The organism is Cellulosimicrobium sp. XJ-DQ-B-000 (assembly GCF_031119065.1).
In the GTDB taxonomy this organism is placed as follows: Bacteria; Actinomycetota; Actinomycetes; order Actinomycetales; family Cellulomonadaceae; genus Cellulosimicrobium; species Cellulosimicrobium funkei.
The window spans coordinates 209,443-222,336 of the sequence record NZ_JAVHYN010000005.1; the positions used below are offsets into that span (position 1 = coordinate 209,443).

A 12,894-nucleotide genomic window follows, 5' to 3' on the forward strand; every position below is an offset into this window, starting at 1 on the left:
ACGCATGGACCGCACGACGCTGGTCGAGGTGACGGTGCTGGGGCCGGTGGTGCTGCCCGAGCCCGACCTCGCCGAGCTCGGCGTGCGCCGGTCCGTGGAGTGCACGCGGCTGGAAGCGCGGGTCCGCGACCAGGCCGCGCTGTACGGCCTCCTCCAGCGGCTCGCGGCGCTGGGGCTCGACCTCGTCGGGCTGCGCACCGCGGCACCCGACGACCGGCCCGACGTCGAGCTCGTCGTCCGCGGCCCCGTGGGGGCGCTCGTGCAGCAGATGCTGGACGACGTCGGGCGCGCCCACCCGGCGTCGAGCACGACGTACCGCGTGCAGGACTCCGACCTCGTCGGCGTGCTCGGCGCCGTGACCGGGCTGCCCGACGACGACCGGTCCGGCGCGCACGTCGGGCCGCACGGCGGGGCGCACGACCCCGGGCACGGCGGGACGGCCTCCGGCGGCGCGTCCGCGATGGACGTGCGCATCGCGCAGCTGCGCGACCTCGCCGCGCTGCGCGACCGGGGCGTCCTCACCGACGCCGAGCTCGCGGAGCAGAAGGCGCGCGTCCTCGGGCCGTGACGACGGCAGACCGGGCGGGCGGGCCGCGCACGGCCGGCCGATGCCCCGTTCGGGGTTCTTTCGCGTTACGTCGTCCCACTCAGCGAGACGATGGGGACCACGCTGGGGCCAACTGATGCACTAGCGCATAGTGGCAAGCACATCACGGCGCGCTTGCTCGTGTGTCAGACCCCAGGAGGACTCATGGCCATCTCACGCCGCTCGTCGGTCACCATCTCGCTCGTCGCGGCGGCAGGGATCCTGGCGGGCTGTGCGGGCGGGAGCGACCCGTCCGGCGGCGGGGACGACGCCGCGCCGCAGATCTCGTTCCTCTACTCCCCCTACGCGGACTACGCGCCGTTCTTCCTCGCAGAGGACAAGGGGTACTTCGAGGAGGCGGGCGTCGACGTCGAGCTCCTCGCCAAGGGCGGGACGTCGGGCGAGACCTACCAGCTCGTCAGCACGAACAACGTCACGGCCGGTGGCGCGACGTGGGGCGCGGGCCTGTTCAACGCGACCGAGGCCGGCGCGTCGCTCTCGGTCATCGCGAGCGTCTCGCGCGTGCCGGAGAGCGGGCCGAACCCGGCCCCGTTCGTCGTCGCGGCCGACTCCGGCATCACGTCGATCGAGCAGGTCGCCGGCAGCCGCGTCGGCATCCCCGGCGACGGCGGCTTCGGCATCTACTCGGTGGCCAAGGCGCTGGAGGCCGGCGGCCTCACGCTCGACGACGTCGAGCTCGTCAACGTCGGCCCGCCCGAGACGGGCCCCGCGCTCGTGGGCGGCTCGGTCGACGCCGCCTGGTCGATCGAGCCCATCTCGTCGTCGCTCGAGAGCGAGGGCATCGCGTCCGAGATCCTCCCGATCGACTACCACGCGGGCACCGAGCTCGGCGCCCTGGTGTTCAGCACCGAGTACGTCGACGAGCACCCCGACGCGGTCGTCGCGTTCACGGCCGCGTACCTGCGCGCCGCGGCGGAGCTCGAGGCGGGCGGCTGGGACGACCCGGCGAACCAGGAGATCATCGCGCGGTACACCGAGCTGCCGGTCGAGACGCTCACGTCGCTCGCGCTCACGGAGCAGGACCCGACGGGCGAGATCGACTGGGAGGACGTGCACGCCCAGGAGCAGTTCTTCCGCGACCGCGGCACGCTCGAGTACGAGGGCGAGGCGGACGTCGAGAGCATCTTCCGCGCCGACCTCCTCGAGCAGGCGCGCGAGCGGGCCGCGGAGCTCGGCTCGTGACGGCCGTCTCCGTCGAGGGCCTCTGGAAGGGGTTCCACGACCGTCGCCGGGACGACGTGCTCGTCGCGCTCCAGGACGTGTCGCTCACCATCGAGGACAACGAGTTCGTCTGCGTGCTCGGACCCTCCGGGTGCGGCAAGAGCACCCTCCTGCGCATCCTCGCGGGCCTGGAGGAGGCCGACCGCGGCACCGTGACGATGACCGAGCGCCCGTCCGTCGTCTTCCAGGACCACGGCGTGCTGCCGTGGCTCACGGTCGAGCAGAACGTCGAGTACCCCCTGCGCCTGCGCGGTGTGCGGCGCTCGGCCCGGCGCGAGCGCGTCGCCCCGCTGCTGGACATGGTGGGCCTCACGGAGTTCCGCGGCTTCTACCCGCACCAGCTCTCGGGCGGCATGCGGCAGCGCACGTCGGTCGCGCGGGCGCTGGCCGACGACGGCGCGACCCTCCTCATGGACGAGCCGTTCGGCGCGCTCGACGAGCAGACGCGCGTCGTGCTGCAGCAGGAGCTGCTGAAGATCTGGTCGCAGACCTCGCGGTCGGTGCTCTTCATCACGCACAGCGTCGACGAGGCGCTCGTGCTCGCGGACCGCGTCGTCGTCATGTCCGCGCGGCCCGGGCGCATCCTCGCCGACGTGCGAGTCCCCTTCGACCGCCCGCGCGACATCCTCGAGCTGCGCCGCGACCCGCGCCACGGCGAGATCACCTACGAGCTGTGGCGGCTGCTGCGGGACGCGGAGGCACAGGACGCGGCGGTGCAGGACGCGGCGGGGGCGGACGAGCGCTCCGCCGCCGGTGCCCGGGAGGCGGTCGCATGACGCCCCCGACGGACGAGCGGACCCCCGTCCGCCCGGGCGGCCATGCCGCCCCGGGCGGCGCGCCGGACGCGCCCCACGACGCCGACGACCGCACGGCCGAGATCACGCGCGAGCTGACCGAGGAGCTGCGCCGCCGGCGGACGGGTCGCCTCGTGCGGGTCGTCGGGCCCTTCACGCCGCTCCTGCTCCTCGCGGTGTGGGAGCTCGCGAGCCGGACGAACGTGCTCGACGCGCGGTTCTTCCCGCCGCCGTCGTCGATCGCCGAGACGTTCGCGCAGCTCGTCGGGAGCGGCGAGCTCTTCGAGCACGCGGGCATCACGCTCACGCGCATCGCGATCGGGTTCGTGCTCGGCGCCGTGCCCGGGCTGGTCCTCGGGATCGCGCTCGGGTCGGTCACGACCCTGCGCACGCTCCTCGGGCCGATCTTCGCGAGCCTGCTGCCCGTGCCGAAGGTCGCGATCTTCCCGCTGCTGCTCCTCGTGTTCGGCCTCGGCGAGGCGAGCAAGTACGTGATCGTCGCGATCGGCGTGTTCTTCTACGTCTTCTACAACGCGATGGGCGGCGTGCTCCAGACGCCGCAGATCTACTTCGACGTGGCGACCGCCAACGGCGCGGGCCGGCTCCAGCGCTGGCGCACGGTCGCGCTGCCCGCCGCGCTGCCGAGCATCTTCACCGGGCTCAAGCTCGCGGTGGGCGGCGCGTTCGTCATCATCGCGGCCTCGGAGTTCGTCGGGTCGCGCAACGGCCTGGGCTACCTGATCTGGAGCTCTTGGACGACGTTCGCCGTCGCGAAGATGTACGTGGGCATCGTCACCATCTCCGTGCTGGGCTACCTCTCCACGACCCTGGTCACGGTGCTCGAACGACGTCTCGTGCCCTGGTCCCGTCAGTAGGAGGCAGCATGAACCCACCCCACCACGACCCGTCCCGCGTGCCCGGGGCCGGCGCATGAGCGTCGTCCCGGCCGCGGACCGGATCTACCACGAGCTGCGGCGCCGGATCATCTTCACCGAGCTGCGCCCCGGCGAGGAGATCGACGTCACGGAGACGGCGTCCGAGTTCGGGACGTCGCGCACGCCGGTGCGCGACGCGCTGCACCGCCTCGACCACGACGGCCTCGTGGACGTGCGCCCGCGCGCGCTGTGCCGCGTCGCCCCGGTCACCCTCAAGACGCTCGTCGACGTGCTCGACGTGCGCGAGGCGACGGGACCGATGGCGACGCGGCTCGCGGCCGCTCACGCGAGCCCGGCCGAGGTCGACGAGCTCGCGGCGATCGCCGAGGGCACGTACCCGCAGGCGCAGGACGTGCAGTCGATCCTGTCGGCGTCGCACCTGTTCCACTGCCGGGTCGCGAAGTACTCGCGCAACCCCCGGCTGCACGCGATCACCGAGCTCGCGCTCGAGGACCTGGAGCGGGCGTTCCGGCTCTGCGGGCGCCAGCCCCTGGAGCCCGGGCCGCCGCTCGACGACCACCGGCTCCTCATCGAGGCGCTCCGCGCGGGCGACGGCGAGCGCGCGGCTCGCCTCGAGCTCGAGCACATCCGCCGCGGTCGCAGCGTCGTCATGGGCCTCGCGATCGACTCCGGGGCGTTCTTCGGCGACGACTGAGCGTCTCTTCCGCGCGACGGCCCGCGCCCCGCCCCGCCCGCACGACCCGACCCACCGCCACCACCCGAGAGGACCGCCGTGCCCGCCACCCCCACCGTGCGCGTCGACGCCGCGGACGCCCGTGCCCGGGCCCGCGCGGCGCTCGCCGCCCACGACCCCGCCGACGCCGACCTGGCGGCCCGCGCCGTCGTCGCGGGGGACGCGTCGGGGTGGCCGGAGTTCGGCCTCGCGCTCCTCGTCCGCGAGCTGCGGGACGCGCGCGAGCGGACGACGACGGGGCGCGCCGGGACCGGGGCGCCGTCCGCCGTCGTGACCGGGGCGACCGCGACGCTGGACGCGTACGACCTCCCCGGGCCGGTCGCGCTCGCCGCGGCGGTCCGCCGGGCCGCGGGGCTCGCCCGCGCGCTCGGCGTCGGCGTGGTCGCCGTGCGCCACGCGGGCGGGACGGGGCGCGTCGGCGCGTACGTCCGCGCGCTCGCCGAGGACGGGCTGGTCGGGGTCGCGCTCGCCCAGTCCCCCGCGACCGTCGCCCCGTACGGCGGGACCGCCCCCGTGGTCGGCACGAACCCGCTCGCCGTGGCGGTGCCGCGGGCCGGGCAGGGTCGTGCGCTCGTCGTGGACGCCGCGACGAGCGCCGTCACGCTCGCCGACGCGCGGCGCCGCGCCCGGGAGGGCACGCCCCTGCCCGACGGCGCGGCGCTCGGCCCCGACGGCGAGGCCACCCGGGACGCGGGCGCCGTCGGCGCGCTGCTCCCGGCGGGGCTGCTCGGGTCCCTCCTCGGTCTCACGGTGGAGGCGCTCGCCGGGCTGCTGACCGGGGCGCGCGGCGACGCCGTGGGGCGCGGGCTCTGGGTGCTCGCGCTGGACCCCCGCGCGTTCGGCGCCGAGGACCTCGCCGACCGGGCCGACCGCCTCGGCGACGACTGGGAGCGCGCCGGGGGCCGTGTCCCCGGCGCCCGGCCGGACGCGGAGACGTTCGTCGTCGACCGCGACGTCTGGGACGCGCTGGCCCCGGCGACGGGAGGCACGCCGTGACGCTCCGGCTCACCGTCAGCCCCGCCGACGACCTGCTCGACGTCGCCCGCCGCATCGAGGTGAGCGGCGCCGCGCCCGGCGCGCTCGTCACGGTCCGCGCGACGACGGACCGCGCCGGGACCGCGTGGTCCGCCCGCGCGACCTACCGCGCGGACCGGTCAGGCACCGTCCGGCTCGACCGCGACCCGCCGATGACCGGCGACTACGGGCGCGTCGACGGGATGGCGCTCCTCACGTCGCAGCGGCCCGACCCGACGCCCGGCACGACGGCCGGCACGACGCCCGGCCGGCCGGCCGCGACCGACGTCTCGCGCCCGCTGCGCACGCGCCTCGAGGCGTGGGACGAGTCCGACGCCACGCAGCGCGCGACGGCCGACCTCGTGCAGCGCTGGACCGGGCCCGGGGTGCGACGGCGCGAGGTCCGCGAGGACGGGCTCGTCGGCACGCTCTTCGTGCCGCAAGGCGACGGTCCGCACCCGACGATCGTCGTGCTCAACGGCTCCGGCGGGGGGATCAACGAGCAGCGCGGCGCGCTCTACGCGTCGCGCGGCGTGCAGGCGCTCGCGCTCGGCTACTTCGGCGTTCCCGGGCTGCCCGACCACATCACCCGCACGCCGCTGGAGTACTTCGAGACCGCGCTGCGCCACGTGCACCGCGAGCTCGCGCCGCGCGCGGGCGTCGTCGTGGTGAGCGGCCAGTCGCGGGGCGGCGAGCTCGCGCTCCTGCTGGGCGCCACCTACCCCGGCCTGGTGGGCGCCGTCGTCGCCTACGTGCCCGGGGCCCACGTGCACGGCTCCCAGGGCGCCGCGGACCCCGCGCAGGGGTGGGACTCCCCCACGTGGACGCTCGACGGCGAGCCGCTCCGGCACCTGTGGCAGGACAACCCCGGCGTGACGTGGCAGCCGTGGACCGGCGGGCCGCCCCCCGACCGGTACCGCGACGTCTACGTCGACGGCCTGCGCGACCGCCGGTTCGCCGCCGCGTCGCGCATCCCCGTCGAGCGCATCGCGGGCCCCGTCGCGTGCGTCTCCGGCATGGCCGACGGCCTGTGGCCCTCGAGCATGTACGCCCGCCAGGTCGTCGAGACGCTGCGCGCCGCGGGCCACGCCCACGAGACGCTGCTGCTCGACTACCCCGACGCGGGGCACTCGATCGCCCTGCCGCACCTCCCCGTCGCGCAGGGCCCGACGCGCCACCCCGTCTCCGGCATCGAGCTGTCGGCCGGCGGGACCCCCGCGGGCAACGCGTTCGCCGACGCCGACTCGTTCGCGCAGGTGTGCGCGTTCGTGGAGCGCGCGACGCGCGTGCCCTGACCTGCACCCCGACCCTGTCCAGACCTGTGACCCGACCTGTGACCCGAAACATCGACGAGAGGACCGACATGCCCGCAGTGAGCGCCGAGTACCGCCAGGAGTGGGAGCGGTGGCACCGCGCCCGGATCGACGAGCTGACGAGCCCGTACGGGTGGATGTCCATGGTCAGCCAGGACTGGCTGACGGGCGACGAGCCGCTGCAGGTCGAGGGCGTGCCCGGCACCTGGTCGGTCCAGGACGACGAGGTCGTGTACACGCCCGACGACAGCGGGGAGACGGTCACGCTCGACGGCGCCCCCGTGACCTCGCCGACGCCCGTGTCGACCGGCCACAAGTACTCCCTCGTGCCCGCGTTCTACGGCGACCTGCGCGTCGAGACCATCCGCCGCACCGACGCGACCGGCCGCCAGATCTTCGGCGTGCGCGTCCGCGACCCGCGCGAGGCGGCCCGCAAGCGCCTCGACGACATCGAGACGTTCCCGCTCGACGAGCGGTGGGTCCTCCCGGCGCGGTTCACGCGGACGGCCGAGCAGGCGTCGGACTACCCGACGGTGGAGCGGGGGGTGTTCGAGGAGCAGCGCGTGATCGGCACCGTGACGTTCACCCTGGACGGTACGGAGCACACGCTCCTCGTCGCCGGGCGCCCGGACGACGACACGGGGATCGAGCGCGGCAACGCGCACTTCACCGACACGACGAGCGGCAAGGAGACCTACGGCAACGGCCGGCTCGTGCGCGTCCCCGACACCGAGCGGGACGGCGACACCGTGGTCGACCTCAACCGCGCCTTCTCCTTCCCGTGCGCGTTCACGAACTTCGTCACGTGCCCGCTCGCCCCGGCGCAGAACCGGCTGCCGGTCGCGGTGACCGCGGGCGAGAAGAAGCCGCCGCTCCAGATCGACCGCATCCAGACCTTCGCGCAGGCCTCCTGACCCGTCCGCGCGACACCCCCGACGGCGGGCGACCGGCACGTCCGGTCGCCCGCCGTCGTCGTCCCGGCGTCCTCCCCGGCGTCAGCCGGCCGTCAGCACCGCCACGCCGCGCCGCAGGGCGAGCACGACCGCGCCCGCGACGAAGTAGTCCCGGTCGTCCTCGCGGCGCGCCGCCCGGACGCCGTCGTGCAGCTCCTGCGCCCGCGCGGAGAGCTCGCGGAGCGCCTCCGCGTCGGCGGGCTCCGTGCCGACGGACCGCAGCGCGCCGGCGTAGGCGTCCAGGGCGCGGGCCGCGAGCGGCCGCAGGCGGGCGCCGAGCGCGAGGTCGTCGCGGTCCTCGCGCTCCCACTCGACGAGCAGCCGTACGAGCGACCCGACGACGTCGGCCGACCCCTCGAGCTCCTGCGCGCGCCGCACCTGCGACGCGGCCCAGTCGCGGTGGCGACGCAGCCGGATGTTGGCGCGCGCGGCCTCCCGGGTCCGCGCGACGGCGTCGCGCGCGCGGGTGAGCGTCGGCTCCACCTCGCGCCGCCGTTCCTCCCACTCCTCCGCCGACGGCGGGCGCTCGCCCGCGAGACCGTCACCGAGCGCCTCGACCTGGTCGACGAGCGTGTCGCGCAGCCCGTCGAGGGCCTCCTCGGTCGGGGTGAGGGGCAGCGGGGGCACGAGCAGGTTGATGACGACGCCGATGCCCGCACCCACGACGACGAGACCGGCGTACGCGCCGACGAACTCGACCTTCGCGGCGTTGCCGATGATGAGCACGAACAGGGCGGACGTCACCGCCCACGTCCCCATCTCGCCGAACCGCCGCCACCCCGCGCACAGGAGCGCGAGGCCCACGACGACCGCCACGGACAGCGCGCTCGGGGCGAGGACGAGGTCGACGCCCCGGGCGATCGCCGCGCCGACGAGGATCGCGAAGATCGCCTGGGCCGACTCGCGGACGGAGCGCGCGAGCGTGCTCGTCGTCGCGACGACCGCGCCGAGCGGGGCGTAGTAGGGGTACTCGGAGAACGGGGCCGGGGCGAGCACCCCGACGTACCACGCGACGGCCGCCGCGAGCGCGCCCTTGCCGGCCAACGACCACCGGGGGTGGCGCACCCACTGCCGCTGCGCGACCGCGACCGCCCGGCGCGCCCGCGTCCCGGTTTCCACGACCCGGGGCGCCCGGGCCGCGAGCGGGGTCCGACCCGTGCTGCTCTCGTCTCGTGCCACGGCACGAGGGTGCCCTGCCCGGAGGGCGCCCGCACGCGCGCCCTCCCACCCGGGTGCTCGGCGACCGCGCACGAGAAGCGGCTCGACGTGTGAGGGGGCAGAGCCGGTGCTTCACTGGCGGCGTCGGTGCAGCCAGACGCCGATACGCGAGAGCGGTGGTCACCGCCACGGCCTTTCGCTCGGTCGCCTCCGGGACGGCTCGGGGGACGCGATCCCACGCGACGCTCCGGCACCCGTCGACCCGCGCCGCCCCGCGAGCGCGACGCGACGGAAGGCCGTCGCCCCGGCCGGCAGCACACCCCTCGCGCACCACCCACGGAAGGACGGCAGCACCATGCGAGCACTGACCTGGCAGGGACGCGAGAAGGTGAGCGTCGAGGACGTGCCCGACCCCCGGATCGAGCAGCCCACGGACGCGATCGTGCGCGTCACGTCGACCGCGATCTGCGGCTCCGACCTGCACCTGTACGGGGTGCTCGGGATGTTCCTCGACTCCGGCGACGTCCTGGGCCACGAGGCCATGGGCGTCGTCGAGGAGGTCGGGCCCGAGGCGGGGAACCTCCGGGTCGGCGACCGCGTCGTCGTCCCGTTCAACATCGCGTGCGGGCACTGCTGGATGTGCGAGCGTGGGCTGCAGACCCAGTGCGAGACGACGCAGGTCCGCTCGCAGGACAAGGGCGCCGCGCTCTTCGGGTACACCAAGCTCTACGGCCAGGTGCCCGGCGGGCAGGCCCAGTACCTGCGCGTGCCGCAGGCCCAGTACGGGCCGGTCGTCGCGCCCGACGACGGCACCCCGGACGAGCGGTACCTCTACCTCTCCGACGTCGTGCCCACCGCGTGGCAGGCCGTCGCGTACGCCGACGTGCCGCCCGGCGGCACGGTCGTGGTGCTGGGGCTCGGCCCGATCGGGCAGATGTCCGCGCGGATCGCGCGGCACCGCGGCGCGTCCCGCGTCGTCGGGATCGAGCGCGTGCCGGAGCGGCGCGCGATGGCCGAGCGTCACGGCGTCGAGACCCTCGACCCGTCGGCGGTCGACGACCTCGTCGGCGCGGTGCGCGACCTCACGTCGGGCCGCGGCGCGGACTCCGTCATCGACGCCGTCGGGATGGAGGCGCACGGCTCCCCCGTCGCCGAGGCCACCCAGAAGGTCGTCGGCGTCCTGCCCGACGCGCTCGCCGCGCCCCTCACCGAGCGCGCCGCGACCGACCGCCTCGCGGCCCTCTACACCGCGATCGACCTCGTCCGTCGCGGCGGCACGATCTCGATCTCCGGCGTCTACGGCGGGGCGAAGGACCCGCTGCCCATGATGCAGCTCTTCGACAAGCAGGTGACGCTGCGCATGGGCCAGGCGAACGTGCGCCGCTGGACCGACGACGTCCTCCCCCTCGCCGCCGACGTCTCCGACCCGCTCGGCGTGCTGGACCTGCGCACGCACCGGCTGCCGCTCGAGTCGGCGCCCGACGCGTACCGCACGTTCCAGCGCAAGGAGGACGGCTGCATCAAGGTCGTGCTCGACCCGTGGGCCTGACCACCGTCGACGCCGTCGTGGTCGGCGCGGCGCGCTACGGGTTCCGTCGCTCCGCGAGGAGCGCGAGCCGCCGCAGCGACTCGACGTTGCGGGGCCCGATCACCGCGCTGCGCACCGGCCGGGGCACGAGCGTGCCGGGCCCCTTCTCCGCGTCCTCGGTGATGCGCACGGTGCAGCCCTGCTCCGTGGGGAGCACCTCGATCCGCACGCGCGCCTCGCCCGCGGGCCAGCCGCGTGCCTGCAGGTCGATCCCCCGGTCCGGGTCCCAGGCACGCACGACCGTCTCGTCGTCGAGCAGCGCGGGCCACAGGCCGACCGAGTGGAGGATCCTCGACCCAGGCACGGGCCAGGAGCGGTCGACGGCACGGATCCGAGCCGTCCCGACGACCCACGTCGAGTACGACCAGCCGTCCGCGAGGAAGCCGAGCACCACGTCGGAGGGGCATCGCACGGCTCGATTGACGGTCACCATGAGTCGACGCTAGTTGCGCGCCCCGCGCTGGCAACCGCTGTCGCACGGTCGGGCACGTGCCTCAGCCCCTGTCCACGGCGTCCACCCATCCTCGTCGACGCGGGTCGGGCCGCTCGCCCAGCGCCACTCGGACGCGTGCTCGCCGTCGGAGAAGCTCATGGACGCGAGGGCCACGTCACGGTCCTCCTTCGACAGCGGGAACGTGCTGGGCACCGACAGCTCCTCGACGCCACCGTGCGCGCGACGCCTGCGTCGCGGCGGGCTGGTTGCCGCTCGCGGTCACGCGGCCGGCTCTACGCGCCCGTCCCGCCGCCGCCAGCCGTCCCACGAGCCGGACTGTCGGGCTCCCCGCTCCGGTAGCCGTTCACCTTGTGAGTACCGTCGCACCACGGCGGGATGGCCGTGCCGCCGCAGCGGCACAGAGCGACCGTCGCGCGGCGTCTCTCGATCTCACGCCCCTGCTGGTCGACGAGGCGCGCGGGACCGCGCACGAGGAGCGGCCCGTCCGGGCACGCCGTGACGGTGACCTCGTCCACCCGCGACTCCTCGCGCCGGGCGCGATCTGCGGTCACGCGGCGACCGTCCAGGCCGTCGCGCCACGCAGCGCGGTCGTCGAGCGAGCACCGCGACCGAACGAGGCGTGGGCGAGCCTCGCGGCGACCCGCACGGGATGCGCGCGCACGTCGCCCGCCCGGCGCACGCAGCCGAGACCGGGCAGCGCAGCGCACGGCTCGGCCGTCGCCGGCTCGTCGGGCTGCTCGCGGCGCAGCGGCAGCACGTCGGTCACGTCAGCCACGCGGCGTGTCGCGCTCCTGCGCCGGGTCCGCGCCCGGCTGCGGCCCGACGGCGGGCGCGAGCGGCACGCGCAGGGCCGAGACACCCTGCTGCCAGCGCTCGAGCGCGTGAGCGGCCACGTCACCCTCCACGGCCAGGCACGCGGCGGCGCCGAGCAGGACGTCGTCCCGCAGCGCCGGCTCCTGCTCGACGAGGCGGCCCGCGAGGTCGCGCGCGGCGATCTGCTCGTGCACCGCGTCGGCCTCGACGTGCTCGTCGAAGTACCAGGTGGTGTCCGCGTCGTGCCCGAGGCGGCGGAAGCCGTTGCCGTACAGGCGGCTCGGCACCGACGACGTCATCTCGAAGGCGGCGAGGTGGCCGACGATCGCGCCGCGCAGGCGCCGGTGCAGGCCGAACAGCGACATCGTGTTCAGGGCCGCGAGCACGACCGCCGGCACGGCGTCGACGTAGCGGCCGTACGTGTCGTCGAGCCCGACGCCGCGCATCGCCTGCGCGAACAGCTCGGCGTGCATGCGGCCGGGTCGACCGCCGCCGTACTCGTCCGCCTGGATCTCCACGAGCGCCGCCTTGGGCACGCCCGCGAGCCGCGGGACGGCCCACGTGTGCGGGTCCGCCTCCTTGAGCTGGTAGAGGGACTTCAGCGCGAGGAGCTCGCGCGCCTGCCCGGCGTCGGCGCGCTTCGCGACGTACCGCGACAGGCTCGGGCCGTCGTCGGCCGCCGCGAGCTCGAACAGCCGTCGCGCGACGCCGGCCGCATCGGTCGCGTCGCACGCCGGCTGGCCGGCGCGCTCGCGCACCGCGGCCTCGAACGGGGCCTCGATCCGCGCGCGCACCGCGAGCAGCGCCGGGTCCCACTCCCAGTCGTCGTCGACGCCCTCGATCCCCCGGTAGTGGAGCTCGTAGAGAAGGGCGAGCGTGAGCTGGACGTCCTCGTCGCGCAGGATCTCCCCGGCCGCCGCGTCGAGCGCCGGCCCGACGGCGTCCTCGACCGGGCGCAGGCGGTCCGTCGCGCCTGGGGCGGGCGGCTCGACGAGCGCGGCGAGCAGCGCGGCGCTCAGCGGACCCCGCGGGCGGGGCTGCGGCAGCCGGCCGGTCCCCGGCGCCGGCGAGGCATCGGGCACGGGCCCGTCCGACGGATCGGTCGCGGTCGCCGACCCGGCGGTGGGGACGTGGGCGGGGAGGGCGGTGGAGGTCATCACAGGTTCCTGACGCTCGCGCGGACGGCGCCCTTGCTCGACGCCACCGCCATGCTCCCCACGGACCGCCCGACTCGCGCGCCGAACCGTCTCGGCTCGGGTGGTCGTCGCCAGCCCCACCTCGTCGTCGACCCGGTGGAGAGCTCGGTGCCTACGCCGCCGACCGGGTCACGTGTGACGACGGCCCACCCGG

General features: G+C 75.7%; 14 protein-coding genes. 9 read left to right on the forward strand and 5 right to left on the reverse strand.

The features are described from left to right. Nucleotides 1–4: 4 nt before the first annotated feature. From RDI86_RS10305 to RDI86_RS10340, 8 genes are all read left to right on the forward strand, one after another. The gene (locus RDI86_RS10305) at nt 5–568 is read left to right on the forward strand and encodes an SHOCT domain-containing protein (RefSeq protein ID WP_308821332.1); all 564 of its coding nucleotides are present in this window, start codon (nt 5–7) and stop codon (nt 566–568) included. A 183-nt stretch (nt 569–751) separates the two neighbouring features. After that, on the forward strand, nt 752–1,789 hold the full coding sequence (locus tag RDI86_RS10310; RefSeq protein WP_021482976.1) for an ABC transporter substrate-binding protein: 1,038 nt from the start codon (nt 752–754) through the stop codon (nt 1,787–1,789). After that, nucleotides 1,786–2,604, forward strand: a complete 819-nt coding sequence (locus tag RDI86_RS10315; protein WP_168945461.1) for an ABC transporter ATP-binding protein — start codon at nt 1,786–1,788, stop codon at nt 2,602–2,604. Before RDI86_RS10310 ends, RDI86_RS10315 begins: the two co-directional genes overlap by 4 nt. Then, a complete protein-coding gene (locus RDI86_RS10320; RefSeq protein ID WP_308821333.1) occupies nt 2,601–3,497 on the forward strand; it encodes an ABC transporter permease in 897 nt (298 codons plus the stop codon). Before RDI86_RS10315 ends, RDI86_RS10320 begins: the two co-directional genes overlap by 4 nt. A 55-nt stretch (nt 3,498–3,552) precedes the next feature. Then, nucleotides 3,553–4,212, forward strand: coding sequence for a GntR family transcriptional regulator (locus RDI86_RS10325; protein ID WP_021483335.1), 660 nt, complete (start codon nt 3,553–3,555; stop codon nt 4,210–4,212). A gap of 78 nt (nt 4,213–4,290) precedes the next feature. Beyond that, nucleotides 4,291–5,247 carry an Ldh family oxidoreductase gene (locus tag RDI86_RS10330; RefSeq protein WP_308821334.1) on the forward strand — a complete coding sequence of 319 codons (957 nt, stop codon included), beginning with the start codon at nt 4,291–4,293 and terminating at the stop codon, nt 5,245–5,247. After that, complete coding sequence (locus tag RDI86_RS10335) at nt 5,244–6,560, forward strand: acyl-CoA thioesterase/bile acid-CoA:amino acid N-acyltransferase family protein (protein WP_308821335.1); 1,317 nt, start codon at nt 5,244–5,246, stop codon at nt 6,558–6,560. Before RDI86_RS10330 ends, RDI86_RS10335 begins: the two co-directional genes overlap by 4 nt. Nucleotides 6,561–6,628: 68 nt before the next feature. Then, nucleotides 6,629–7,492, forward strand: a complete 864-nt coding sequence (locus tag RDI86_RS10340) for a DUF1684 domain-containing protein (protein WP_308821336.1) — start codon at nt 6,629–6,631, stop codon at nt 7,490–7,492. 81 nt (nt 7,493–7,573) lie between these two features. On the opposite strand, the gene RDI86_RS10345 is transcribed toward RDI86_RS10340, so the two are convergent. Next, complete coding sequence (locus RDI86_RS10345) at nt 7,574–8,710, reverse strand: FUSC family protein (RefSeq protein ID WP_308821337.1); 1,137 nt, start codon at nt 8,708–8,710, stop codon at nt 7,574–7,576. A 334-nt stretch (nt 8,711–9,044) separates the two neighbouring features. Here RDI86_RS10345 and RDI86_RS10350 point away from each other — a divergent pair, with 334 nt between their 5' ends. Next, complete coding sequence (locus RDI86_RS10350; protein WP_308821338.1) at nt 9,045–10,238, forward strand: zinc-dependent alcohol dehydrogenase; 1,194 nt, start codon at nt 9,045–9,047, stop codon at nt 10,236–10,238. A gap of 34 nt (nt 10,239–10,272) precedes the next feature. Here the strand turns inward: RDI86_RS10350 and RDI86_RS10355 are convergent, their stop codons facing one another. The 4 genes from RDI86_RS10355 to RDI86_RS10370 all read right to left on the reverse strand — a co-directional run bounded on the left by RDI86_RS10355 (nt 10,273) and on the right by RDI86_RS10370 (nt 12,701). Further along, a complete protein-coding gene (locus RDI86_RS10355) occupies nt 10,273–10,710 on the reverse strand; it encodes an SRPBCC family protein (protein ID WP_308821339.1) in 438 nt (145 codons plus the stop codon). A 293-nt stretch (nt 10,711–11,003) separates the two neighbouring features. Then, nucleotides 11,004–11,282, reverse strand: coding sequence for a CDGSH iron-sulfur domain-containing protein (locus tag RDI86_RS10360; protein ID WP_308821340.1), 279 nt, complete (start codon nt 11,280–11,282; stop codon nt 11,004–11,006). Next, complete coding sequence (locus RDI86_RS10365; protein ID WP_251176257.1) at nt 11,279–11,506, reverse strand: hypothetical protein; 228 nt, start codon at nt 11,504–11,506, stop codon at nt 11,279–11,281. The genes RDI86_RS10360 and RDI86_RS10365 overlap by 4 nt, the downstream gene beginning before the upstream one ends. Next, nucleotides 11,499–12,701: an iron-containing redox enzyme family protein gene (locus RDI86_RS10370; RefSeq protein WP_251176256.1), complete on the reverse strand. Its 1,203-nt coding sequence runs from the start codon at nt 12,699–12,701 to the stop codon at nt 11,499–11,501. Before RDI86_RS10370 ends, RDI86_RS10365 begins: the two co-directional genes overlap by 8 nt. Nucleotides 12,702–12,894: the final 193 nt, after the last annotated feature.